24 protein-coding genes are annotated in these 23,236 nt (G+C 66.6%); 14 read left to right on the top strand and 10 right to left on the bottom strand.

Going from position 1 to position 23,236, the window contains the following annotated elements:
- Positions 1–72: 72 nt before the first annotated feature.
- The 3 genes from JOF48_RS08830 to JOF48_RS08840 all read right to left on the bottom strand — a co-directional run bounded on the left by JOF48_RS08830 (position 73) and on the right by JOF48_RS08840 (position 3,176).
- Positions 73–1,830, bottom strand: a complete 1,758-nt coding sequence (locus JOF48_RS08830) for an AMP-binding protein (protein ID WP_209679729.1) — start codon at positions 1,828–1,830, stop codon at positions 73–75.
- Between the two features lie 122 nt (positions 1,831–1,952).
- Positions 1,953–2,774: an ammonia-dependent NAD(+) synthetase gene (gene nadE / locus JOF48_RS08835; RefSeq protein ID WP_209679743.1), complete on the bottom strand. Its 822-nt coding sequence runs from the start codon at positions 2,772–2,774 to the stop codon at positions 1,953–1,955.
- Between the two features lie 45 nt (positions 2,775–2,819).
- Complete coding sequence (locus JOF48_RS08840) at positions 2,820–3,176, bottom strand: iron chaperone (protein WP_209679746.1); 357 nt, start codon at positions 3,174–3,176, stop codon at positions 2,820–2,822.
- Between the two features lie 81 nt (positions 3,177–3,257).
- Here JOF48_RS08840 and pyrE point away from each other — a divergent pair, with 81 nt between their 5' ends.
- From pyrE to JOF48_RS08855, 3 genes are all read left to right on the top strand, one after another.
- Positions 3,258–3,824: an orotate phosphoribosyltransferase gene (gene pyrE, locus JOF48_RS08845; RefSeq protein ID WP_209679749.1), complete on the top strand. Its 567-nt coding sequence runs from the start codon at positions 3,258–3,260 to the stop codon at positions 3,822–3,824.
- Between the two features lie 156 nt (positions 3,825–3,980).
- Complete coding sequence (locus JOF48_RS08850) at positions 3,981–4,607, top strand: thymidine kinase (protein ID WP_209679752.1); 627 nt, start codon at positions 3,981–3,983, stop codon at positions 4,605–4,607.
- A 159-nt stretch (positions 4,608–4,766) separates the two neighbouring features.
- On the top strand, positions 4,767–5,549 hold the full coding sequence (locus JOF48_RS08855; RefSeq protein WP_209679754.1) for a hypothetical protein: 783 nt from the start codon (positions 4,767–4,769) through the stop codon (positions 5,547–5,549).
- A 97-nt stretch (positions 5,550–5,646) separates the two neighbouring features.
- On the opposite strand, the gene JOF48_RS08860 is transcribed toward JOF48_RS08855, so the two are convergent.
- Together JOF48_RS08860 and JOF48_RS08865 are read right to left on the bottom strand one after the other, a co-directional pair.
- Entirely contained in the window at positions 5,647–6,165 is a 519-nt protein-coding gene (locus JOF48_RS08860) for a GNAT family N-acetyltransferase (protein WP_209679757.1), read from the bottom strand.
- A gap of 3 nt (positions 6,166–6,168) precedes the next feature.
- The gene (locus JOF48_RS08865; RefSeq protein WP_209679760.1) at positions 6,169–6,963 is read right to left on the bottom strand and encodes an HAD-IIA family hydrolase; all 795 of its coding nucleotides are present in this window, start codon (positions 6,961–6,963) and stop codon (positions 6,169–6,171) included.
- A gap of 84 nt (positions 6,964–7,047) precedes the next feature.
- Here JOF48_RS08865 and JOF48_RS08870 point away from each other — a divergent pair, with 84 nt between their 5' ends.
- The 3 genes from JOF48_RS08870 to JOF48_RS08880 all read left to right on the top strand — a co-directional run bounded on the left by JOF48_RS08870 (position 7,048) and on the right by JOF48_RS08880 (position 9,503).
- On the top strand, positions 7,048–7,728 hold the full coding sequence (locus JOF48_RS08870; RefSeq protein WP_209679763.1) for a TrmH family RNA methyltransferase: 681 nt from the start codon (positions 7,048–7,050) through the stop codon (positions 7,726–7,728).
- Positions 7,729–8,054: 326 nt separating this feature from the next.
- Entirely contained in the window at positions 8,055–9,077 is a 1,023-nt protein-coding gene (gene fbaA, locus JOF48_RS08875; protein ID WP_209679765.1) for a class II fructose-bisphosphate aldolase, read from the top strand.
- Entirely contained in the window at positions 9,078–9,503 is a 426-nt protein-coding gene (locus tag JOF48_RS08880; RefSeq protein ID WP_209679767.1) for a DUF3151 domain-containing protein, read from the top strand.
- Positions 9,504–9,623: 120 nt separating this feature from the next.
- Here the strand turns inward: JOF48_RS08880 and JOF48_RS20020 are convergent, their stop codons facing one another.
- On the bottom strand, positions 9,624–10,397 hold the full coding sequence (locus JOF48_RS20020; protein ID WP_342591202.1) for a DUF2249 domain-containing protein: 774 nt from the start codon (positions 10,395–10,397) through the stop codon (positions 9,624–9,626).
- Between the two features lie 73 nt (positions 10,398–10,470).
- On the opposite strand from JOF48_RS20020, the gene JOF48_RS08890 reads away from it, so the two are divergent.
- The 4 genes from JOF48_RS08890 to JOF48_RS08905 all read left to right on the top strand — a co-directional run bounded on the left by JOF48_RS08890 (position 10,471) and on the right by JOF48_RS08905 (position 15,554).
- Positions 10,471–11,286 (top strand): helix-turn-helix transcriptional regulator, encoded by an 816-nt coding sequence (locus JOF48_RS08890; RefSeq protein WP_209679769.1) that lies wholly within the window; start codon positions 10,471–10,473, stop codon positions 11,284–11,286.
- Positions 11,283–12,410, top strand: coding sequence for a hypothetical protein (locus tag JOF48_RS08895; RefSeq protein WP_342591203.1), 1,128 nt, complete (start codon positions 11,283–11,285; stop codon positions 12,408–12,410). Before JOF48_RS08890 ends, JOF48_RS08895 begins: the two co-directional genes overlap by 4 nt.
- On the top strand, positions 12,407–15,064 hold the full coding sequence (locus JOF48_RS08900; protein ID WP_245346464.1) for a multicopper oxidase domain-containing protein: 2,658 nt from the start codon (positions 12,407–12,409) through the stop codon (positions 15,062–15,064). Before JOF48_RS08895 ends, JOF48_RS08900 begins: the two co-directional genes overlap by 4 nt.
- 154 nt (positions 15,065–15,218) lie before the next feature.
- The gene (locus tag JOF48_RS08905) at positions 15,219–15,554 is read left to right on the top strand and encodes a hypothetical protein (protein WP_209679771.1); all 336 of its coding nucleotides are present in this window, start codon (positions 15,219–15,221) and stop codon (positions 15,552–15,554) included.
- 26 nt (positions 15,555–15,580) lie between these two features.
- On the opposite strand, the gene JOF48_RS08910 is transcribed toward JOF48_RS08905, so the two are convergent.
- The 4 genes from JOF48_RS08910 to JOF48_RS08925 form a co-directional block, all read right to left on the bottom strand.
- Positions 15,581–17,251: an MFS transporter gene (locus JOF48_RS08910; protein WP_245346465.1), complete on the bottom strand. Its 1,671-nt coding sequence runs from the start codon at positions 17,249–17,251 to the stop codon at positions 15,581–15,583.
- Between the two features lie 122 nt (positions 17,252–17,373).
- Positions 17,374–18,174, bottom strand: a complete 801-nt coding sequence (locus tag JOF48_RS08915; protein ID WP_209679772.1) for an SDR family oxidoreductase — start codon at positions 18,172–18,174, stop codon at positions 17,374–17,376.
- Entirely contained in the window at positions 18,171–18,659 is a 489-nt protein-coding gene (locus JOF48_RS08920) for a MarR family winged helix-turn-helix transcriptional regulator (protein ID WP_209679774.1), read from the bottom strand. The genes JOF48_RS08915 and JOF48_RS08920 overlap by 4 nt, the downstream gene beginning before the upstream one ends.
- 25 nt (positions 18,660–18,684) lie before the next feature.
- Complete coding sequence (locus JOF48_RS08925; RefSeq protein WP_209679777.1) at positions 18,685–19,428, bottom strand: SDR family NAD(P)-dependent oxidoreductase; 744 nt, start codon at positions 19,426–19,428, stop codon at positions 18,685–18,687.
- A gap of 467 nt (positions 19,429–19,895) precedes the next feature.
- Here JOF48_RS08925 and JOF48_RS08930 point away from each other — a divergent pair, with 467 nt between their 5' ends.
- The 4 genes from JOF48_RS08930 (at position 19,896) to JOF48_RS08945 (ending at position 23,218) form a co-directional block, all read left to right on the top strand.
- Complete coding sequence (locus JOF48_RS08930) at positions 19,896–21,191, top strand: adenylosuccinate synthase (RefSeq protein ID WP_209679780.1); 1,296 nt, start codon at positions 19,896–19,898, stop codon at positions 21,189–21,191.
- A 149-nt stretch (positions 21,192–21,340) separates the two neighbouring features.
- Positions 21,341–22,147, top strand: a complete 807-nt coding sequence (locus tag JOF48_RS08935) for a carbon-nitrogen hydrolase family protein (RefSeq protein WP_209679783.1) — start codon at positions 21,341–21,343, stop codon at positions 22,145–22,147.
- A gap of 63 nt (positions 22,148–22,210) precedes the next feature.
- Positions 22,211–22,723, top strand: coding sequence for an SUKH-4 family immunity protein (locus tag JOF48_RS08940; RefSeq protein ID WP_209679786.1), 513 nt, complete (start codon positions 22,211–22,213; stop codon positions 22,721–22,723).
- Positions 22,724–22,801: 78 nt separating this feature from the next.
- Positions 22,802–23,218: a CoA-binding protein gene (locus JOF48_RS08945; protein WP_209679789.1), complete on the top strand. Its 417-nt coding sequence runs from the start codon at positions 22,802–22,804 to the stop codon at positions 23,216–23,218.
- Positions 23,219–23,236 lie beyond the last annotated feature (18 nt).

Below are 23,236 nucleotides of genomic sequence, written 5' to 3' on the forward strand. Positions count from 1 at the left end.
ACTGTGCGATAGCGTTCGACGAAAAGCAGCCATTGCCGCGACAGCGTCCTGGGTTAACGAGAGTGTCCCTGGTCAAGGGGTGGGGGTGGTGGGGAAGTCGGAGTCCTTGTATTCCTTGCCCGCGGGTGCTTCCGCACCGGTGCCGCCATGGCGTGCCTTTTCGTTGGCGCGCAGCTCCACGCGGCGGATCTTGCCGGAGATGGTCTTGGGCAGCTCCGCGAACTCCAGCCGGCGGATGCGCTTGTAGGCGGGCAGGTGTTCGCGGCAATACGCAAAGATCTCCCCGGCCAGCTTGTCGCTGGGTTCGTAGGCGGCGGCCAGCACGATGTATGCCTTGGGTACGCTGAGCCGCAGCGCATCCGGCGACGGAACCACGGCTGCCTCCGCCACGGCCGGGTGCTCGATCAGCACGCTCTCCAGCTCGAAGGGGGAGAGCCGGTAGTCGGAGGACTTGAAGACATCGTCGCTGCGGCCCACGTAGGTCAGGATGCCGTTCTCGTCCCGGCTGGCCACGTCACCCGTGTGGTAGTAGCCGCCGCGGAAGGCCTCGGCAGTCTTTCCAGGATCCCCGTAGTAGCCCTTGGTAAGCCCCACGGGGGCGGGGTCCAAGCGCAGGCAAAGCTCGCCGTCGTCCTTCTCCTCACCGGTGACCAAATCCAAAAGGACGACGTCGTAACCCGGGAGCGGGCGGCCCATGGAACCGATCTTGATGGGCTGGCCGGGCGTGTTGGCAACCTGGACCGTGGTCTCCGTCTGGCCGAAGCCGTCGCGGATCAGCTGGCCCCAGGCACGCTCCACCTGGCCGATGACCTCGGCGTTGAGCGGCTCGCCGGCGGAAACGACCTTCGTGGGCGGGGTCTTCAGGAGCGTGAGGTCGGCCTGGATGAGCATGCGCCAGACGGTGGGCGGTGCGCAGAAGCTTGTCACGTGCTCGGCGTCCATCTGGGCCATGAGGGCGGCGGCGTCGAAGCGCGTGTAGTTGTAGATGAACACGCAGGCCTCGGCGATCCAGGGAGTGAACACGTTGGACCAGGCATGCTTGGCCCAGCCGGGGGAGGCGACGTTGAGGTGGACGTCGCCCGGTTCCAGACCGATCCAGAACATGGTGGAGAGGTGGCCCACAGGGTATGACGTGTGCGTGTGCTCCACGAGCTTGGCCTTGGACGTGGTGCCGGAGGTGAAATAGAGCAGCATGGTTTCATCCGCGCGGGTGGGCGCGTCCGGGGTGAAATGTTCCGGGGCGGTGTCGGAGGCGGCATAGTTCAGGACGGACCGGGTGGCGGCGACAGTGGCGTGGGCGCCGGTGTTGGCGGCCCCGCCCTGCAGCCCGATGCCCACCAGCTGGTAGTTCCCGGGGACGCTGGCGAACTTGGCCATATCCTCTTCCCGGGCGGCGACCCAGCGGGCCTGCCCGCGCTCCACACGGTCGCGGAGGTCTGCCGGGCCCATCATGGTGGTGGTGGGGATCATGACGACTCCGAGCTTCATGCAGGCCAGCATCAGCTCCCACAGCTCGACCTGGTTGCCGAGCATGATGATGATGTGGTCGCCGCGCCGGATGCCCTCGCCACGGAGCCAGTTGGCGACCTGGTTGGAGCGGCGGGAGAGATCCAGGAACGTGCGCCGGGTGGCCGTGCCGTCCTGCTCCACGATCACCAGGGCGGGGGTGCCGCCTTTGTCGGGGTCCTCGGCGATCGCATCGATCCAGTCCAAGGCAAAGTTGAACTCGGTGAAGCGGGGCCAAACAAATTCATGCTGGGCCCGGGCGTTGTCCAGGCGCATCTCCAGCAGCTGGTTGCGGGCGTTGCGGAATTGTTCGGTGACATTCATGGTCTCCACCTTTGTCGCGTCGTTGCGGTGCTGGGTCTACCTTGAATATACGCCGGGGCCTGGGAAATGGGCCGTGCGCCGGCACAGGGGCCGCCTCCGGCGGTGAGCAGTGCAGGCCGAGGTCAGCGCCACCAGTTGTCGAGGAGCGAGACGGGCGTGGTGCGCTTGTGCCGGCTGCGCAGGAAACGGTGCTCAATGCCCTCAGCCGCTGCGTCGCTGACATCGCGGCCCTCGAGGTAGTCGTCGATCTCGTCGTAGGTGATGCCGAGCTCGTCCTCGTCGGTGCGCCCGGGCACGCCGTCAAGCAGGTCGGCCGTGGGGACTTTCGCCCACAACTGCTCGGTGGCGCCAAGTTCCTTGAGCAAGGCCCGGTTCTGACGTTTGTTGAGGGTAAACAGCGGCAGGATGTCGGCCCCGCCGTCGCCAAATTTCGTGAAGAAGCCGGTGACGGATTCCGCGGCGTGGTCTGTGCCAATCACCAGCAGGTTCTCCTGCCCGGCCAGGGCGTACTGGGCGATCATGCGGGAGCGGGCCTTGATGTTGCCCTTGTTGAAATCAGTGACATCTTTCGTGGCCGTCTTGGCGAACTCCGACTCAAAGCCGTCCACCGCCGGTGCGATGTTGAACGTCCACTCCGTCTTGGCGTTGATGAACTTCATTGCAGCCTGGGCATCGTCCTCGTCATGCTGTACCCCGTACGGCAGGCGCACGGCAATGAAGTTCGCCTCGATGCCCTCCTCGGCCAGTTCCTCCACGGCAAGCTGCGCCAGCCGCCCGGCCAGCGTGGAATCGAGCCCGCCGCTGATGCCCAGCACAAAGCCGCCCGTCCCCGTGGCCTTGAGGTAGTCCTTCAGGAATTGCACCCGCCGCGTGATTTCCGCCGCCGGGTCAATCGTGGGCTTTACGCCAAGCTCTGCAATGATCTGTCCCTGTAATTCGCGCATGGGACTAGGGTAGCCGGTGCAGGTGTCCGGCATGTTTCGGACCGGCTACCGGGTTTTCGCGTCGTTCTCCTCACGCCGGGCCTCGATGATGCGCCGCAGTGCGGCATCCGGCAGCTGGTGGTCCGCCGAGTAGTGGATGCTGCCGGTGGTTGTTTCAAAACCGTCCAGCACGTCGAGATTGTTGGCGACCACCACGCCGCTAAAGGGGTAGACCGACAGGAAGTTCCGGCCCCGCACCGTTGCGATGAGGCCCTTGCCGCGGTAGACCAGCGCGGCCATGCCGTAGCTGGTGCCTTCCACCGCCTCTGGCGCGAGCTCCCGGCCAACCGCATACACGTGTTCCATCGCGGCGCGCTCGCCGCCGTCGAATTGGTTCAAGTAGTCGCTGACTTCAGTTCCCATGGTGTGATGGTACGCCCGTCGCCGTGCTGCGGTCCCGTGTTTCGCGCCGCACGGTGGCGGGCCGCCGTTAGAATGGAACCCATGACTTCGACTCTCGCTGCCGACCGTGCCCGCCTCCTTGAACTGGTAAAGGAACTCGCCGTTGTCCGCGGCAAGGTGATCCTCTCCTCCGGCAAGGAGGCCGACTACTACATCGACTTGCGCCGCATCACGCTCCACCACGAGGCCTCGCGCCTCGCCGGCCGGGTCATGCTGGCCATGCTGGACGACGCCGGCATTGACTTTGAGACTGCCGGCGGCTTGACCATGGGTGCAGACCCGGTCGGCACGGCGCTGATGCATGCTGCAGGGGATGCCGGCCGCGCCATTGACGCGTTTGTCGTGCGCAAGGCGCAGAAGTCCTACGGCATGGGCCGCCAGGTCGAGGGCCCCGGCGTTGACGGTCGCAAGGTTGTTGTCCTGGAGGACACCTCCACCACCGGCGGCTCCGCGCTGACCGCCGTCGAGGGCGTGCGCAAGGCAGGCGGCAACATTCAGGCCGTGGCCGTCATCGTGGACCGCGACACCGGCGCCAAGGAGCGCATCGAAGCCGAAGCCAACGTGCCCTACCTGTTCATCTTCGGCAAGGACGAGCTCGGCCTTTCATAGCCTCCACGCCTTCCCTCCGCTCGCAAACTCGCGGCGGGGCCCTCGGGCGTGTGGGCCCACCGCGCTGCATTGATCCTCGCAAGCTCGGGCTGAAACCCGGCGCGTGACTGCGCAGGAGGACTCCGCCGGGCCCAGCCACCATTTGAAAGGCCTGTTTTGTCGAAGCTGTATTTTCGCCACGGCGCCATGAATTCCGGCAAGTCAACGGGCCTGCTGCAGGCCGCGTTCAACTATGAGGAACGCGGCCAGCGGGTGCTGCTGGCCAAGCCCGGCGTGGACACGAAGGGCGAGACGTCCATCGTGTCCCGGCTGGGCGTGAGCCGCGAGGTGGACTTCCTGATCCCGCCTGGCGCCAACGCGCGGGACCTGTTCGCCGCCCAGGTGCGCGGCGACGACCCCGACGCGCTGCTCAAGCACATGGACATGGCGCCGGTGGCGTGCCTGCTCGTGGACGAAGCCCAATTCCTGGACCCGGCCCAGGTCGACGACTTGTTCCGCATCGCAGTGCTCGACGGCGTCCCCGTCCTGGCCTACGGGCTGCGCACCGACTTCCGCACCCGCGCCTTCCCCGGCGCCGCCCGCCTGCTGGAAATCGCCCACTCGCTGGAGGAGCTCAAGACCATTTGCCGCTGCGGGCGCAAGGCCATGTTCAACACCCGCCGGGTGGGCAGCGAGATTGTTTTCGACGGCGACCAGGTCGCCATCGAGGGGGCCGAAGTCTGGTACGAATCGCTGTGCGGCAGCTGCTACCTCGAGGCATCCGGCGGAAAACTCGGTTCCTGACCGTTCCTTTTGGGGGTGTGGATAACCATCGGCCGGGCCCGGATTTACGCGGCAGAACGGCCATATCGGGGCAGGTTCTCCGCCAACGCGGTCTGCGCCGAACACTAGCCTGACATTGTGGCGGGCGATTTGGACCCGCCTTGATGGAGGGGAACCGCCATGTCACTACAACCGCCACCGCAGGGCCAGCCTGAATCCAAGGGGCCCCGCGGGCCGGCCCGCATGAAGAAGGGCGCACTGCCCTGGCTGCTGGCGGGCACCGGCCTGCTGGTGTTTGCGCTCATCGCAGGCGTCGCGCTGGGTGTCGCCGGCTCGTCCAGCGGAGTCAACTCCCGCCCGGTGGCCGGCTCCGACGCCAAGGCCGCCACCAGCGCCGGCACCTTCGGATTCGGCAGCCGTGGAAGGGTGCCCATGGTCGACTCCGCTACCGCCATGGCGTCTTTTCAATACCCCGAGGGGTGGGTGCAGGGAGGCGAGGAATTCACCACCGTCAACAGTGACGGCACAGTTCCTGCGGAGGAATTCGTGGCATTGAACCGTTTCCTGGATGGCACCGCGCTGCTGTCTTACACGGCCGAAAAGCCGCTGGTGCAGCAGCCCACGCAGCAGCAGATCCACGAGATCCTAGACCTGGGGCTCCGCAGCCAGCTGCAACTGCCGCAAGACCGCCTGGTCGAGCAGCGCAGCACCAGCGGGTTCGGGTGTGTGCAGGACTTTGCCTACACCGAACGGCCGTCCATCCTCGAGCGGGACCACATGTACGGCTTCCGCTACGGCTACGGGTGCATGACCATCTCCGGGCCTATCCAGGGGGAGTACCTGGTGGCCATCGACGACACCGGGGTTCTCCACACGTTCATCGTCGAGGCGCTGCAGTTCGAGTGGGACGCCAGCCGGGAGTCCATGACGGCCATCATCGATTCCTTCAAGCCAAGGCTGTGACGGCCGCCATTTTCAAGCTCGACGCCGGACTCCGGCTCCCAGCGCCGGCGGGAGGTGTGCAGCCCGCGAGCCCGGGACGGGGCCGTTGCCGTGGACCTCAGGGCTCCAGGAGCCGCTGGAACATGAGGTGGTCCTGCCACTGGCCGGCGATCTTGAGATACTTTGGCGCCAGCCCGTACCTGCTGAAACCGTTCTTCGCCAGGACACGCTGCGAGGCGGAGTTGTGCAGCAGGGTTTCGGCCTGGAGCCGGTGCAGCCCAAGGCCGCCGGCGGCCAGCTCAACCGCCTCGGCAACGGCGGCAGTGGCCAGTCCGGAGCCGTTGAACGCCTCACCGACCCAGTAGCCCATCGCGGCAGACTGGAGCACGCCGCGGACAACCCCGTTGAGGTTCAGCCGCCCGGCCAAACCACCCTCCCGGGTGAGGATGACCAGCGGAACTGCCGTGCCGGCGTCGTGCGCATCCAAAAGGGTGCGGGCAATTCCAAGCTGCGCGGGCTCGGTGAAGAACTCGTCGGTTCGGACCGGGTCCCACGGCCGCAGGAACTCACGGTTCCGGCGCAGCAGTTCCGTAAGTTCGGCGACGTCGGCCAGTTCCAGCAGCCGGGTGGTGGCCACGGTCTACAAGTGGTCGAGCAGGTCGGCGACCGAGTTCAGCGCCTGGTTGGGGCGGAACGGGTAGGCGTCGACGTCGGCCGGCTGGGTGATGCCCGTGTAGACGAGGACTGTGTGCAGCCCGGCTTCCATGCCCGCGATGATGTCGGTGTCCATGCGGTCCCCGATCATGGCGGTGGTTTCCGAATGGGCCTGGATGCGGTTCATGGCGGAACGGAACATCATGGGGTTCGGCTTGCCCACGATGTACGGCTCGCGGCCCGTGGCCTTGGTGATGAGCGCGGCGACGGCGCCGGTGGCCGGCAGCGGGCCCTCGCGGGACGGGCCTGTGGCGTCGGGGTTGGTGCAGATAAAGCGTGCGCCGTCGCCAATGAGGCGGATGGCCTGGGTGATGGCCTCGAATGAGTAGGTGCGGGTCTCGCCGAGCACCACGTAGTCGGGCTTCTGGTCGGTCAGGATGAAGCCGGCCTCGTGCAGCGCCGTCGTCAATCCGGCCTCGCCGATGACAAAGGCGCGCCCGCCGGGCAGCTGCGACTTCAGGAACTGGGCAGTGGCCAGGGCCGACGTCCACAGGTTTTCCTCGGGGACTTCCAACCCGGAGGCCTTCAGGCGGGCGGCGAGGTCGCGCGGGGTGAAGATGGAGTTGTTGGTCAGCACCAGGAAGCGCTTGGAGGTGTCAACCCAGCGCTGGATCAATTCGGCCGCACCGGGGACGGCCTTGTTTTCGTGGACCAGGACGCCGTCCATGTCGGTGAGCCAGCATTCAATGTCAGCGGGCTGGCGGTCAATCTGGGTGCTCATGGGTCTCCTCGTGATGGTTCAGGGTTCCAGTCTTGCAGAAAACCGCGTCCGCCCAGAAGTGTGTTCAGAAGTGCGTAAAGTTGAATGGTGACTACAACCGGTGAAACCCCTGCCCCTGACGCACCAGACACCCCGGAATTCCCGGAATTGCACCACGAGGTGGGCGTCGGCCCATGGGAGGGCGAACTGCCTGAGGGGGATCACTGGGACCCCGAACTACTGGCCAACGGCGACCGCCGCAACGTCCTGGACGAGTACCGGTACTGGACCATGGAGGCGATTGTCGCCGAGCTGGACACGCGCCGCCACGACTTCCATGTCGCCATTGAAAACTGGCAGCATGACATGAACATCGGCACCGTGGTGCGCACCGCCAACGCGTTCCTCGCCAAGGAGGTCCACATCATTGGCCGGCGGCGGTGGAACAAGCGCGGCGCCATGGTCACCGACCGCTACCAGCACGTCCGCCACCACCCCACGGTTGAGGACTTTGTCACCTGGGCGAAGGGCGAGGGCTTGGCGATCATCGGCATCGACATCTTCCCGGACTCGGAGCAGCTGGAGACCTACGAGCTGCCCCGCAACTGCGTCTTCGTGTTCGGTCAGGAAGGGCCGGGGCTCAGCGACGAGGTCCACGCTGCGGCGGAAACCACGCTCTCCATTGAACAGTTCGGCTCCACCCGCTCCATCAACGCCGCATCCGCCGCGGGAATTGCCATGCACGCCTGGATCCGCCGGCACGTGTTCAACCAGCGAGTGGGTTAGCCGGGAATATCACGGCCAGTGTCCGCTGGCACTGACACTGCACCGCTCGTCTATGACGCAGTAGTTGCCGTGGAATGCGCTTTCTACCGCGGATTTGATGCAACAACTGCGTCATAGACGGGAGGCGGAAGGTGCCCGGGGCGGGTCGGACGCGCAAGGTGACGTGTCCGGCGTCGTGCCTGGAAGGGCAGGGAAGAAAGTCCAAAGGCTGGGCGGTAACTTCATGTTCTTCGAGACTTTGGGCGCACTCGCTAGAATGGGAGAAGTCATGCGGGAGCTGGCCTGTTGCCAGACTCTTTGTATCATTCAGCCCATAGGAGCTTTTAATGGCCATCGCAACACCGGACAAGTATGCCGAAATGATCGACCGCGCCAAGGCTGGCGGATTCGCCTACCCGGCCGTCAACGTGACGTCATCGCAGACCCTCAACGCAACCCTTCAGGGCTTCGCCGACGCCGGCACCGACGGCATCATCCAGGTCTCCACCGGCGGCGGCGCCTACTGGTCCGGCGCCAGCGTCAAGGACATGGTTGCCGGTTCACTGGGCTTCGCAGCATTCGCGCGCGAAGTGGCCAAGAACTACCCGATCAACGTGGCACTGCACACCGACCACTGCCCGAAGGACAAGCTCGACGGCTTCGTGCTGCCCCTTCTCGAGGCCTCCGAGGCTGAGGTCAAGGCCGGCCGCGACCCGATCTTCAACTCCCACATGTGGGACGGCTCCGCCGAAACCCTCGAGGAAAACCTGCGCATCGGCCGCGAACTGCTGGCCCGCACGCACGCTGCCAAGATGATCCTTGAAGTTGAGATCGGCGCCGTCGGCGGCGAGGAAGACGGCGTGGAAAACGCCATCAACGACAAGCTGTACTCCACGATCGAAGACGGCCTGGCCACGGTTGAGGCCCTGGGCTCCGGCGAGCACGGCCGCTACATCACCGCACTGACCTTCGGCAACGTGCACGGCGTGTACAAGGCCGGCAACGTCAAGCTGCGCCCGGAGATCCTGAAGGAAATCCAGGCCGCGGTCGGTGCCAAGATCGGCAAGGAAAACCCGTTCGACCTCGTGTTCCACGGCGGCTCCGGCTCCTCCGAGCAGGAAATTGCCGACGCAGTCTCCTACGGCGTCATCAAGATGAACATCGACACCGACACCCAGTACGCCTACACGCGTCCCGTTGTTGACCACATGTTCACCAACTACAACGGCGTCCTGAAGATCGACGGCGAAGTTGGCAACAAGAAGACCTACGACCCCCGCGTCTGGGGCGCCTCGGCCGAAAAGGGCCTGGCGGCACGCGTTGTTGAAGCTGCACAGCAGCTCGGCTCCGCAGGCAAGACGTTCAAGTAAATGTCTGACGATTTCCGCAAGAACCTCCTCGGCCCGGAGCCCACGCTGCTCCCGGCCGAGGAGGAGGTCCAGGCCCGCCTGGACGCCGGGGACGAGGCCGTTGATTTGGCCGCCGCGAACCCGACGTCCTCGCTGTTGTGGGCCATCCTGGCCGACGAGGCGTTCGCCGAAGGTCGCACCATCGAGTCCTACGCCTATGCCCGCACCGGCTACCACCGCGGCCTGGACTCGCTCCGCCGCAACGGCTGGCGCGGCGTGGGCGAGGTCCCGTACTCGCATGAGGGCAACCGCGGATTCCTGCGTGCGCTCTATGCGCTGGGCCGTGCCGCGGGTGCCATCGGCGAAGCTGATGAGGCTGAGCGGATCGCCACGTTCCTGAACGACTCCGATCCGGCCGCCACGGCCGCGATTGAGGCCGCTCTGTAGCGTTCCGCTGTTTCAACGGGAAATGACACCGATCCCGCTTTCTGACACCGAGATATCGGCCTCAGAAAGCGGGATCGGTGTCATTTTTGCATGGGTAGGTGCGTGCGTGGTCGGTGGGAGCTAGTTGCGGACCATGCTCAGCTTCCACAGCTCCGGGCCGTCCTCCACGTAGGAGACCTCGAACTTGCCGGGCGAGCGCTGCTCCAGCTGGGCCAGCAGGGGCAGCGGGTTGTGGTTGGCCACCAGCAGGATGCCCTTGCCTGTGTTCAGGCCCTCCAGTGCGCCGAAAATGGTGGCGTGGCGGATCGCGTGCGGGATGACGCGGGTGTCGAGTTCGGCCAGGCCGGGCTCGTCGTGCCCGCCACAGGCGCAGCCGCCCGACGCCGGAGTTTGGGTTTCTCCCGGTGCACCGGCTTCTGCGGGGGCCGGCTTGGGCAGCAGGTCTGCGAGGGACACAGCGGTGTTTTGTGCCAGTGCCGGCAGGATCAGCTCCGTGGCCTCGGCGATGAAGGCCGTGGCCGCTTCCAGCAGGCGGCCGCCCGCGTTGACCATCTTGACCGGGGCTTCCTGGACTTCCAGGGCCTTGGCTGCGGACACGATCCGCTCATTGTGGCCCGTGGCGACCTTCGCCAGGACCCGAGACTCGGTGCTGGCGCCATGTTCCGGGAAGGCACCTGCCAAGGCGCCGGAGAGGGGAATGAGTTCCTTCTCGACAAAATCTACGAGTGCGCCCTGGTCGGACTGGGCCAGTTCGGCGGCTGACGCGTTGCCGGCTGCTGCCACAAGATTGCCGTTCAGAGTGCCCAGCGTTCCGGCGACTTCCGCCAGCCGGGTGCGGGCAGCTTCCAGTGAAGCGGCCTCGGCGGATGAGGAGGCAAGAACAAGATTATTCACGGGAAAACCTTTCGTAGCGCCACGATCTCGGTGTGAATGGAGATTCTGCGATTATATTACTACACTTAATTCCGTGGAAAATAAAAGCGTCACATCGCTGCCCCAGGGACCCAAGCCCAGCCGCGTCGAGCCGGTTGCGCCCATTTCCAAGGCCCGTGCGGCCATCCTGGCCTATCTCCGTGAAATTCCGGACACGCTCAGCGTCGAGCAGCTGGCGGCCCGCACCGGCCAGCATGCCAACACGGTGCGGGAACACTTGGAGGCGCTCGTCTCTGACGGCCATGCCACCAAGACAGCTGCGCCCCGCGAGGGGCGGGGCAGGCCTGCATGGTTGTACGAGGCCGCCACTGTTCCCTCCGGCCCCGTGGGCTATGCCGCCCTGGCTGTGGCCCTGGCCCAGCACATTGCCGCCACCAGTTCCAACCCCGCAGCCGAAGGTGAGGATGCCGGCCGCACCTGGGCCCGGGCCCTCCCCAAGAGTGGAAAGGCATCGGGGGGTGCGCGAGCCGGCACGAAGGTGCCAGGGCGCTCCGGTGTGGCGGCGTCCGGGGCCGCGCCCGCAGAAGCATCCCCAGCAGTACCCGCCACTGTCGCCCCGGCGGCGGCCAAGGCGGCCCGCGGCCGCGTCGTCTCGGCGCTTGGCCAGGCCGGGTTTGGCGTGCAGGGCAACCGGGACGCCACGGAGCTGACGCTGACCACGTGCCCCATCGTGGAGGCCGCGCGCGAGAACCCCGAGGTGGTGTGCGCCGTGCACCTGGGCCTGGCGAAGGAGCTGCTGGCCGACACCGGCCTGCCGGAGGACGGCGTGAGGCTGCTCCCGTTTGCCGGCCCCGGATTCTGCACGCTGCACCTCCCGGCCGCCGGCCCCGCCGCAAGCGGCACGGAGTGACCGCCACCGGGCAGCGGCAGAAGCCCCGGCGGAAGGTCCCGTTTCTGCGCCGGCCGGGCTTCCGCCTGCTCTTCCTGCTGCCTGCCGGCGCCGCACTTTTGGTGGGGCTGAATGCCGGGTTGCAGCTGCTCGGTGCCGACGCACCGCTGAAAGTCGACCGCTTCCCCCAGGTTCACGGGATGCTTCTGGTCCTGAGTTTTGTGGGCACCGTGATCGCACTGGAACGGTCCGTGGCGCTGAACAGGGCCTGGGGCTACGCATCGCCGGCACTTCTGGGGATCGCCGGACTCCTGCTCGTCTCGCCCCTTGACTTGTGGATCGGCAAGACCGTCCTGCTGGCCGGAACCATCGCCATGGCCCTGGTCTACATCCCTCTGTGGCGCCGCCAGTACGACAACGTCGTCCTGATCCAAATCCTCGGCGCGGTCAGCGCGGTCGCGGCCGCGGCACTGTGGCTCCGCATCCCCGGAATCCCGGTCCTGCTGCCGTTCCTGGCAGCCTTCGTCGTTCTGACCATCGCGGGCGAACGCCTGGAACTGGCGCGCATCGGCATCGGCAGCCCCAAGGCGGAGCCGCTGCTGCTCACCGCCAGCTTCGGACTTCTTGCCGCCGCCCTCGCCGCCCTCCTCTGGCCAGCTGCCGGCTACCCCCTGTTCGGCCTGGCGCTCCTGGCCCTCGTCGCCTGGCTGGTGGTCTACGACGCCGCCCGCAAAACCATCCGTTCCGAAGGCCTCCCGCGCTACATTGCCGCGTGCCTGCTGGCTGGCTATGGCTGGTTGGCGATCGCCGGCGTCGTGCTGGCCGTGCACCAGGGCCCGCTGACCGGCAGCGCCTACGATGTGGCCGTGCACTCCGTGTTCCTCGGCTTCACGATTTCCATGATCATGGCGCATGCGCCCGTGATCCTGCCCGCAGTATTGCGCAAGCCCCTGCCCTACACGCCAGGATTCTGGGTTCCTGCCACGCTGCTGCACGCATCGCTCGCGGTCCGGCTTGGGCTCGGCGACGCCGCCGGCATCCACGGCGCCTGGGTTTCCGGCGGCGTGCTCAACGTTGTTTCCATCCTGTTGTTCGCCGTCATGGCGGTCTGGCAGGCCACCCGTGCCCAGAAAGTTCCAGCATGAAGATCGGCTCAGCACCCCAGCCCGCCCCTGCCGGAAAGTCACCCATGAACCGCGCCGGATGGCACCTGCGCGCCAACGCCGCCGCCGTCGGGTGGCTCGTGGCGCTGGTCGTTGTGGTGCTTTTTCACCGGAACATCCCCGTGTCCGGCTGGCTCATGGTGCATTTGCTGCTGCTCGGCGCGGTGGCCAACTCAATCCTCGTGTGGAGCTGGCATTTTGCGCAGGCGCTGCTGAGAGGCCCGACGCCGGACAACCGGCTCATGGTTGCCCGGCTGGTCCTGCTCAACCTGGCTGTTGTGACGGTTGTGGCCGGCATGGTTTCCGGTGTTTGGGTGCTGACGCTGGTGGGCAGCATCGGGGTGGGCCTGGCCGTTGCCTGGCATGCCGTGGTGCTGGGCCTGCGCGCCGTCAAGGCCCTGCCTTCACGCTTCGGGCCGACTGTTTGGTACTACGTGGCAGCCTGCCTGCTGCTGCCGGTCGGTGCCGGGGTGGGCGCTGCGCTGGCGGCAGGCCCGGGCGGCGAACTGCACGCCCGGCTCCTGCTGGTCCACATGAGCGTGAACGTGCTGGGGTTTGTGGGCCTGAGCGTGCTGGGCACGTTGATGACGCTGCTGCCCACCATGCTGCGCACCCGGGTGGCCGACGGTGCTGAAAGCGTTGCGCGCCACGGCGCCGTCCCACTTTTGGTGGGCGTGCTGGCCATTGCCGGCGGCGCGGCCTCCGGGGCCATGGCGCTGAGCGTTATGGGCCTGGCGGTGTATATGGCCGGTGTTGTATATATCTGCCTTCCGCTGGCCAGGGTGGTGCGCACCAAGGCGCCGGTGTCCTTTGCGCCGCTCTCCGCAGTCGCGGCCTTGGTGTGGCTGCTTGTGGCGCTGGTGTGGCTGCTGGTGCTGGTCCTGACCGCCGGGAGCTGGCAGGGGTTGCACCGGGGAATCGAAGTGGTGGCACCCGTGCTGGCTGTCGGTTTTGCGGCCCAGGTTCTGGGCGGCGCGCTCACCTACCTGGTGCCGGTGGTGCTGGGCGGCGGACCCGCGCTGGTGAAGCGCAGGACAGCCATCCTGGACAAGGCTGCGGTGTTACGGGTGGTTCTGGTCAATGCCGGGCTGGTGGTTTCGCTGCTGCCGGTGCCGAGCATCGTGCGGGTGGGGACCACGTTCCTGGTGCTGATCGGCCTGGCGTGGTTCCTGCCGCTGCTTGGTGTGGCACTGTTCGCCAAGGTGCCGGCTGCGGGAGTTCCCGCCGTCGGCGGCGGCACGGCAGCCGCGCATGATCCGGCCCCGCGCAAACGGTGGGGCATGGCAGCTGCCGGGCTCACCGCCGTCGTGCTGGTGGTGGTGGCTGGCGTCCTGGTGGACCCAACCGCGCTGAAGGGCGTGAACCAGGCGGCCGCGGACACCGGCGTGGCGGCCACTGGCCAGACCACCACCGTGGAGATGAGCATGAAAAACATGCGCTTCCACCCGGACAAGGTGGAGGTGCCTGCCGGGAACAAGCTGGTCATCAACGTGGTCAATGAGGATGACATGGTGCACGACCTCGTAACCGAGTTTGGCGCGGATTCCGGGCGGCTGTACCCGGGCCAGAAGGCCACTGTGGACGTGGGCGTGATCGGTGCTGATGTGTCCGGGTGGTGTTCCCTGGTGGGGCACCGGCAGCAGGGAATGGTGTTCAGCATCGTGGCCGTGGGTGCGCCGGACACCGGCATCCCCGGTGCTGGCTCGTCCGCTGACTCCGGCATGCCCGGCATGGACCACGGAGCCGGGGACGGGCCCGCGGCGGATTTCGACTTCATGAAGGAGCCTGGTGCGGGCTTCACCCCGCACAGTGCGGTGCTGCCGTCGGCGCCTGAAGGAACAATGCATGAGCTGACCATGAAGGTCACGGAGGCGGAGCGAGAGGTGGCTCCGGGGGTCACGCAGAAGCTGTGGCTGTTCAACGGCATGGCGCCCGGGCCCACACTGCGCGGCAAGGTGGGCGACAAGTTCAAGATCACGCTGGTCAACGACGGCTCGCTGGGGCACTCGATCGACTTCCACGCGGGGGCCCTGGCGCCCGACCAGCCCATGCGCACCATCAATCCGGGGGAGTCGCTTTCGTACTCGTTTACGGCAACGCGCGCCGGAATCTGGATGTACCACTGCTCCACCATGCCCATGAGTCAACATATCGCCAACGGCATGTTTGGTGCCGTGGTCATTGACCCGCCGAATCTGGCGCCGGTGGACAAGGAATATTTGCTGGTGCAGTCGGAGATTTATGCCGGGCCACAAGGCGGGGTGGCTGACTTGGCCAAGATTCAGGCCGAGAAGCCGGATGCTGTGGTGTTCAACGGCTACGCCAACCAGTACAAGTACGCACCGCTGCCGGCCAGGGCCGGGGAGCGGGTGCGGATCTGGGTGCTCGACGCCGGACCGAACCGGGCATCGTCATTCCATGTGATCGGCGGCCAGTTCGACACCACCTGGAGCGAGGGGCGGTTCTTGCTGGACGGCTCCGATGCCTCGGCCGGGGCGCAGGTGCTGCCGCTGGCCCCGGCGCAGGGCGGCTTCGTGGAGCTGTCCTTTCCGGAGGCGGGCAACTACCCGTTCGTCTCGCACAGCATGGTCGACGCCGAACGGGGCGCGGCAGGCGTGTTCAGCGTTTCGAAGTAGCGCTGCCGCAAAAATTGATAGCGCAGTTGTTGGACCGATTCGCCCCCCATTTTTCGTCCAACAACTGCGTTGTCGATGGGAAAGCAGGGGACGTGCGGCGCGGGAGCCCATGCCGCCATCGACTCAGGGCCATGTTTCCGGGGATGATGTGCACATGGAAAAACTTGTGCCGTCGCCGGCCGCCGCCGAAGCCTTCGATTCCCTCGCCGCCGACGTTGCCGGAGCCGGAGTTGCGGTCGGCAAGATGTTTGGTGCCACGTCGCTGATGGTGGGCACCAAGGCCGTCGGCTGCCTCCATGGGGACGCGGTGGCGTTCAAGCTGGGCCGCGATTCCGCAGCCCACGCCGAAGCACTGGCGCTGCCGGGGGCCGCACTTTTTGACCCGTCAGGCATGGGCCGGCCGTTCAAGGACTGGGTGGTGGTGCCGCTGGCGTCCGCGGCGCAGTGGCCCGGACTGGCCGATTCAGCCCTGGCCGCCCTGCAGCCCTGACCACCTGGTGTCAGCCGGTGCGCGGCCTAATTGGTGGTGGCCGCGGCATCGGCCGCTTCGGCCGCGTGGACCTTCCCTGACGCCGCCGCCACGAAGAACGAGCCCACCAGCCCGATGAACAGGAAGATGGCCGCCGCGAGCACGGATGCGCTCACTGCCTGGGCGAACGCGTCGGACATGGCACCCGCCGCAGCCGGACCGGCGTCGCCCATGGGGCCGTGGGTTCCGGACTGGACCAGCTGCGGCACAATGCCGCCGGCGGAATCACGCAGCTGGCCGGCCAGGGTGTCCGCCTTGTCGGCGGGGAGGCCGGACGCCGCACCCAGCAGTTCAGTGCCCTTGGAATATGCGTAGTGGGCCAGCACGCTGCCCATGATGGCCGAGCCGAGCGCTGCGCCCAGCTGCCGGACAGTGCTTTGGGTGGCGGAGCCCTGGCCGGAAACGGCGGTGGGGATGTCGGCGAGGACAGTGCCCGTCAGCTGTGCAGAGGCCAGGCCAAGGCCCAGCCCGTACACCACCAGAAGGGCCGCGATCAGCCAGATGGATGTGCTGGAGGTGATAAACAGGCCCAGGGCCAGCAGGCCGGCCGTTTCCAGTCCCAGGCCGATGATGACGACGTTGGGCGGCCCCATCCTGGCGGCGAGGTGCCGGGCGGAGGCGCCGGAAAAGAAGGCCCCCAGCGCCATGGCCGCCAGCACGAAACCGGCGTTGAGCGTGCCGAGCCCCAGAATGTTGATCAGGTACAGCGGAAGGACCAGCAGCAGCCCGAACTCGCCGATGGCCACTGTGGCAGCCACCGCATTGCCCCAGGAAAAGGTGGGGACGGTGAACAGGGACAGGTCCAGGATGGCGGAGCGTCCAATGCGTGCCCGGCGCTTTTCCCACAAAACAAAGCCCAGCAGCAGCACGATGCCCGCGGCGAGGGTGACCGGCACGGCAGAGATGGCGGCATCGGCCGGCCAGCTGACCGGGCCCAGGTCGAGGGCGCCCTTCGCGCTCCACCAGCCAAGCGTGGGCCCCTCGATCAGGGCGAACACGAACAAGCCAAAACCGGACGCGCTGAGCAGCAGGCCCAGGATGTCCACCCCGGCCCTGTCATCGGGCGAGCTCGTCTCCGGAACCCACAAAACGGTGCCGACCAGGACGGCCAGGCCCAGCGGGATGTTGACAATGAAGATCCACTGCCAGGCGAAGGAGGAGGTCAGCCACCCGCCCAGCAGCGGGCCAATTGCCGCCATTCCGGAGATGACAGCGCCCCAGATGGCGAACGCCGTCGTCCTGTCTTTGCCAAAAAAGGTGGAGTTGACGCTGGACAGGGTGGCCGGCAGCACCGCGGCGCCGCCCACGCCCTGCAGCACGCGGCTCAGGATGAGTCCGGTTGCGTCCTGGGACAGGGCGGCGAAGATGCTGCCGGCCATGAACAGCACGACGCCGGCCATGAACAGTTTGCGCCGCCCGAGCCGGTCGCCCAGGCGCCCGCTGGTCAGCAGCAGCGCGGCCAGCACCACCGAGTACAGGCTGTTGACCCACTGGGCCTCGTTCAGGTCCAGGTGGAGGTCGTCGATGATGGTGGGCAGGGAGACGCCCACGATGGTGCCGTCGATGACGATCATGGACAGCCCGGCCGCGAGGACGCCGAGCCCGGCCCACTTGTTGCGGGAGGTGCCTGCTTGTGCGTTTTTCGTTAGCCGCTGCATAGTTCCAAACTATGCCTGCTACAAAGGCAATCAATCAACCATTCGGTTGAGCCGCGCCAACAAAATCGAGTAAGCACGTGCTGGACCTAAATCGGCCCAACACGTGCACACCCGACGGGCGGTCAGCTCCAGATGTCGTCCCCGCGCAGTGACGCGTCGGCGCCGCCGTCGGTGTAAATGGTCTGGCCGGTGGTGTGCGTGTTTTCCTCACTCGTCAGCCACGCGAGCAGCCGCGCAATGACCACGGCGTCCGAGTGCCCGTTGAGCGGCATCGGCACGGAAGAGTCCACCATTTCCCGGCCCTCCGGGGTGGCCAGCAGGCCGGCGGTCATGGCCGTTACCACGGTGCCCGGGGCCACGGCGTTCAACGGAATTCCGGCACCGGCGTACTGCGGGGTGATCGACGCGCGGCGCACCCAGCGGCTCAGTGCACGCTTGCTGGAGGGGTAGTTCAGGTATCCCACTTCGGGACCCTGGGCGGCCAAGGCCGCGCCGATTTCCACGGCCCTGGCCTCGTCTCCGGCCAGCATGGCATCGACCTGCTCGGGGGAGTTGGGCTGCAGGCTCGCCATGGAACTGACGACGGCGGCACGCGGACTTGCGCTGTTGGCCAGCGCGGGTGCCAGCCGGTCCAGGAACTCGGTGACGCCAAAGAAGTTCACACTGGCCGTCAATGGGATCGGCGCCGAGATGCCGGCGCAGGCAATCGCCGCGTCCACGGAACCGCCGGCTGCCGCGAGGGCGGCATCGGCCGCGGCAATGCGGCCCTCACGGGTGCTGAGGTCGCCCTGGACATCGGCGCCCTTGAGATCCACGCCGATGACTGTTGCGCCGCGTTCGCGCAGCAGTTCGGCTGTGGCCTGGCCAATGCCGGAGCCGGCCCCGGTGATGATGTAGGTACGGTTGGATGCGGTGGCAGTCATTGCTTTGCTCCTTCTGTAGCTCCCGGCACTGTTTGCTCGGGACGTGTGTGGTTCGCCCGCAGTTGGGCTGAAAAGGCAATCGTGGATTGCTCCAGCTGTTGCAGCAGCCGGGCCAATTCGGTCCGGTCGCCCGGGGACCATCCGCGCAGCAGGTCCTCCACGAGTCCGTCGCCCGCGCGGACAAAGGTGCCGGCAACCTGGTGGCCGGCGGGCGTCAGGCCCAGCAGGCTGGCGCGGGCATCGGCCGGGTCGGGGACCCTGTTGACCATTCCTGCGGCGGTCAGCCGGGCAGCGACCTTGCTGACGTTTGACGCGCCCGTCACCATCTTCCTTGCCATTTCCGAGGGGCGCATGGGGCCGTCGGTGGACAGGAAGGTGACCATGGTGATCGCGGCCGGGTCCAGGTCCACGCCCTCCCGGGCCACCACGGCGGACAGGAAGTCCGGTGCCGTCCACTCGCCGATGATCCGCGTCAGGGAAGCCATGAACTCCTCCTGGTATCCGGCAGCCCTAGGCATTGGTTCCCCCGTCCACGGGCAGCACCACACCGGTGACGAACGACGCCTCATCCGAGAGCAGCCATGCCACGGCGTTGGCAATCTCTTCCGGCTGCCCCAGCCGTTTCATGGGGATCTCTGCCGCGTACCCCGCCTTGGCATCGTCCGGGAGCGAGGCCAGGGCGGCCGTTTCAATGGCGCCCGGAGCCACGGCGTTGACGCGGATTCCGAGTGCCGCATTCTCCAGCGCAACACTGCGCGTCAGGCTGACCACCCCGTGCTTGGCTGCGCCATAGGGGGTGAGCGACGGAGTGGCCGAGATGCCGGCCGTCGAGGCAATGTTCACTACCGCGCCGCCGCCCTGGGACCGGAAGTGGGCTATCTGCGACTTGAGCGCCAGGAAAGTCCCGCGCAGGGTGACGCTGACAACGCGGTCCCATTCGTCGTCGGAAACGTCCTCAACAGGCTTTGGCATGGCCCCGATGCCCGCATTGTTCACGGCGAGATCAAGGCCCCCGAAGGTTTTCAGGGTGAACGCCATCAGGGCCGCCACGGCGCCCGCGTCACTGATGTCAGCGTGCTTGAAAGCGGCCGTGCCGCCGGCTGCCTTGATCAGCCCAACAGTCTCGGCCCCGGCCGCGTCATTGATGTCGGACACCACGACGGCGGCCCCCTCGGCTGCCAGGCGCAGCGCGATGGCGCGGCCAATGCCGGCACCGGATGCGGTGACAAGTGCGGTCTTATTCTGGAACGTCATGGTTTCTCCCTGGCGGTGGGGCAGCGGAAATTATTTAGTGTCCTAAGGACAGTATATAGCATTTGCTGTCCTTAGGACACTAAGTGTTGCCTGGACCAGATTGTGCCCGGCGGCTTCCGCGGGCAGGCGCCGCCGGACCGGCAGCGGCGGGCTGGCTGGGTGGTGCGATGGCGTTGGCCCAAAGCGGCGCTTATCTGATGCGGGGTCCGGGGAAAAGGGCGTTTATCTGATGCGGCGTCGGGGAAAGGGGGCGGGCGGGAGACCGCTGGGCGCGGCCAATGTGCACCCGCAGTGGCATTCCGGTAAACTCGGGGGGTAATACCCCCTTGATCGCTGGCCGGCCCGAATTTTTGCAGGTGAACGGCGGCGGTTCCCAAGGGGCATTTTCGTGCCCGGACGCTGTACGGCGGAACCTCTGCCGAACTCCGCAGCGCCCGGCTCAACTTATGAGCAAGGGGGAGGGTCCCATGCCAGCAATCGTAATCGTCGGCGCCCAGTGGGGTGACGAGGGAAAAGGCAAGGCCACAGATCTTTTGGGTGGTTTGGTCGACTATGTTGTGAAGCCCAACGGCGGCAACAACGCAGGCCACACGGTGGTCGTAGGCGGCGAGAAGTATGAGCTCAAGCTCCTTCCCGCCGGTATTTTGAGCCCCAACGCAACACCCATCATCGGCAATGGCTGCGTGGTGAACCTCGAGGCATTGTTCGAGGAAATCGAGGGCCTGCAGGCCCGCGGCGCGGACACGTCCAAGCTGCGCATTTCCGCCAACGCCCACCTGGTGGCCCCGTACCACCAGGTGCTGGACAAGGTCACCGAGCGCTTCCTGGGCAGCCGCGCAATCGGCACCACCGGCCGCGGCATCGGCCCGGCCTACATGGACAAGGTGGCCCGCCTGGGCATCCGCGTCCAGGACCTCTTCGACGAGTCCATCCTGCGCCAGAAGGTGGAGGGTTCGCTGAAGCAGAAGAACCAGCTGCTGGTGAAGGTGTACAACCGCCGCGACGTTGAGGTGGAAGAGGTCGTGGAGTACTTCCTGTCCTTCGCCGAGCGCGTCCGCCCCATGGTCATCGACGCAACCTATGTGTTGAACGAGGCCCTGGACCGCGGCGAAGTGGTGCTCATGGAAGGCGGCCAGGCCACATTCCTGGACGTTGACCACGGCACCTACCCCTTCGTCACCTCCTCGAACCCGACAGCCGGCGGCGCGTCTGTGGGATCCGGCATCGGCCCCACCCGCATCACCCGCTCCGTGGGCATCATCAAGGCGTACACCACGCGTGTCGGCGCCGGCCCGTTCCCCACGGAACTGTTCGACGAGATGGGCATCTACCTGCAGAAGACCGGCGGCGAATTCGGTGTCAACACCGGCCGCCCGCGCCGCTGCGGCTGGTACGACGCCCTCCTGGCCCGCCACGCCTCCCGCGTGAACGGCTTCACGGACTACTTCGTCACGAAGCTGGACGTGCTCACGGGCATCGAGTCCATCCCGGTCTGCGTCGCCTACGACGTTGACGGCGTGCGCCATGACGAAATGCCCATGACGCAGACCGAATTCCACCACGCCAAGCCCATTTTCGAGTACTTCCCGGGCTGGACCGAGGACATCACCACGGCCCGCACCATGGAGGACCTGCCCGAGAACGCGCGCAACTACATCCTTGCGCTCGAGGCCATGTCAGGCACCCGGATCTCCGCCATCGGCGTTGGCCCGGACCGCGACCAGACGATCGTGCGCCACGATTTGATCAGCGACACGAAGTAGCCAACCCGGCCACAGATCAAGGGAAGGACGACGGCGGAACGCAAGTTCCGCCGTCGTCCTTCCCTTTTTTGCGCTGCTTGGGTGATTCCCGCGGCGGCGGGACGGGCTAGGCTGGTTTGTACTGGAACCGAGCGGAAGGACCCACAGCCATGAAGGTCAGTGTTGGACAATTCAACCCAGGTGCGGATGTCGTGGAGAACCTGGCCACGATGCGCAGGCTGGCCGTGGCCGCGGCACAGGACGGCGGGAAGCTGGTCCTGTTCCCGGAGGAGGCCATGTTCTCAGTGGGCCGGGTCAAGGGCAGTTTCGCCGCCGCCGTGGATGCGCACTGGACCACCTTTGTGCAGGGGCTGTCCATGATCGCCTCCGACGTGGGCATCGCCGTGATTGCCGGCGGCTACGAGTCCAGCGGCGAGGAACGCCCGTACAACACGGTGGTGGCCGTGGATGAAGGCGGTGCCATCCTGGGCACCTACCGCAAGCTGCACCTCTACGACGCCTTCTCCTACCAGGAGTCCACCCGCATCAAGCCCGGCGACCGCGGCATCACGCTCGTGGAGGTTGGCGGCTTCAAGGTGGGCATCATGACCTGCTACGACATCCGCTTCCCCGAGCTGGCCCGTGCACTGGCCGTCTCCGGTGCGGACCTGATCTGTGTCTCCGCCGCCTGGTTTAAGGGCGAGCACAAGGTTGAGCACTGGGAGACGCTGCTGAAGGCACGCGCCATTGAAAACACCTGCTGGGTGGCAGCTGCCGGCACCTCCAGCGACCATTGCATCGGCCACTCTGCCATCCTGGACCCCATGGGCATCGCCATCGACTTCCTCAACGACGACGCCGAGGGCGTTGCCACGGCCGACGTCACCCACCGGCGCATCGAGGAGGTGCGCGAGTTCCTCCCGGTGCTGCGCAACCGCCGCTTCGAGGGCAGCACCGAGGTGGTCCCGGCGGGCTGAGTTGTGGCCGTTGACGCGGCCACCGCCGGTGGTTAGGGTCAAGGTTAAGGGCAGGAGGAAACCATGAACGACTCCCAGATCTGGGCGGTGCTGGAACCGATGTTTCCGGTCGCGCTGGATGATGTGCCGCTGGACGGGCAATGGCTCAAGCCGCCGTTTGCCGATGACGAGCGCGGGCGGGCCATCGTGTGCAACGACGGTGATTTCCAGTTTGTGGTGGTGGACCGGAACAGCGGAGCCGTGTTGTACGTCTGCGAAGACGACGAGTCCCTGATCGCCTCCACGCTTGAAACGCTGGCGCCCATTGTTGCCGCATGGGGGTCCATTGACAGGGACACGGCCGGCCCCGAGGACGACGAGGACTTCTCCGCGGTGAAGAAGTCCTTCCAGGAACAGCTGCAGGCGCTGGACCCGGCCGCGGCCGCCGTCAACGAATTCTGGTCCCTGTACACGGACGAGCTCACCAATGAGGACTACGTGGACTTTGACGAGGTGCCGGAGGAAGAAGAGGAACCGGAGATGGACTCGGGGGACAACGACCGGCCCAGCGCCGACGAATCCTACGTGGTCGCCTGAGCCGGAGGTCCGCTGAACAAACCGGCTGCCGCGGCGCGGGAATCCGGCAATGGCGGCCCGCAGGGCTAGGCTCGAGGCATGGCCCACATCAATGACCCGCAGCTCATCCGCCGGCTACTCACCACGCCCGGCCGCTGGGCTGTTGTGGGGCTGTCCAACAACCCGCTGCGGCCCGCCGTCGGGGTTGCCCTCTTCCTCCAGCAGCACCTCGGCCACGAAATCATTCCCGTCAGCCTGAAGGGCGACGACGTCCACGGCGCCAAGGGCTACAAAACGCTGGCGGAGGTGCCCGGGCCCATCGACGTGGTGGACTGCTTCGTGAACTCCACCAAGGTCGGGGCCGTGGTTGACCAGGCCATCGCCGTGGGTGCCAAGGCCGTCTGGCTGCAGCTGGGCGTGATCGACGAGGCCGCCGCACAGCGCGCCGCCAACGCCGGCCTGGACGTCGTCATGGACACCTGCCCCAAGATCGAAGCCGCCAGGCTGGGGCTCTAGGCCCCACAACCGGAGGGA

This window comes from Arthrobacter stackebrandtii, assembly GCF_017876675.1.
Classification (GTDB): Bacteria; Actinomycetota; Actinomycetes; order Actinomycetales; family Micrococcaceae; genus Specibacter; species Specibacter stackebrandtii.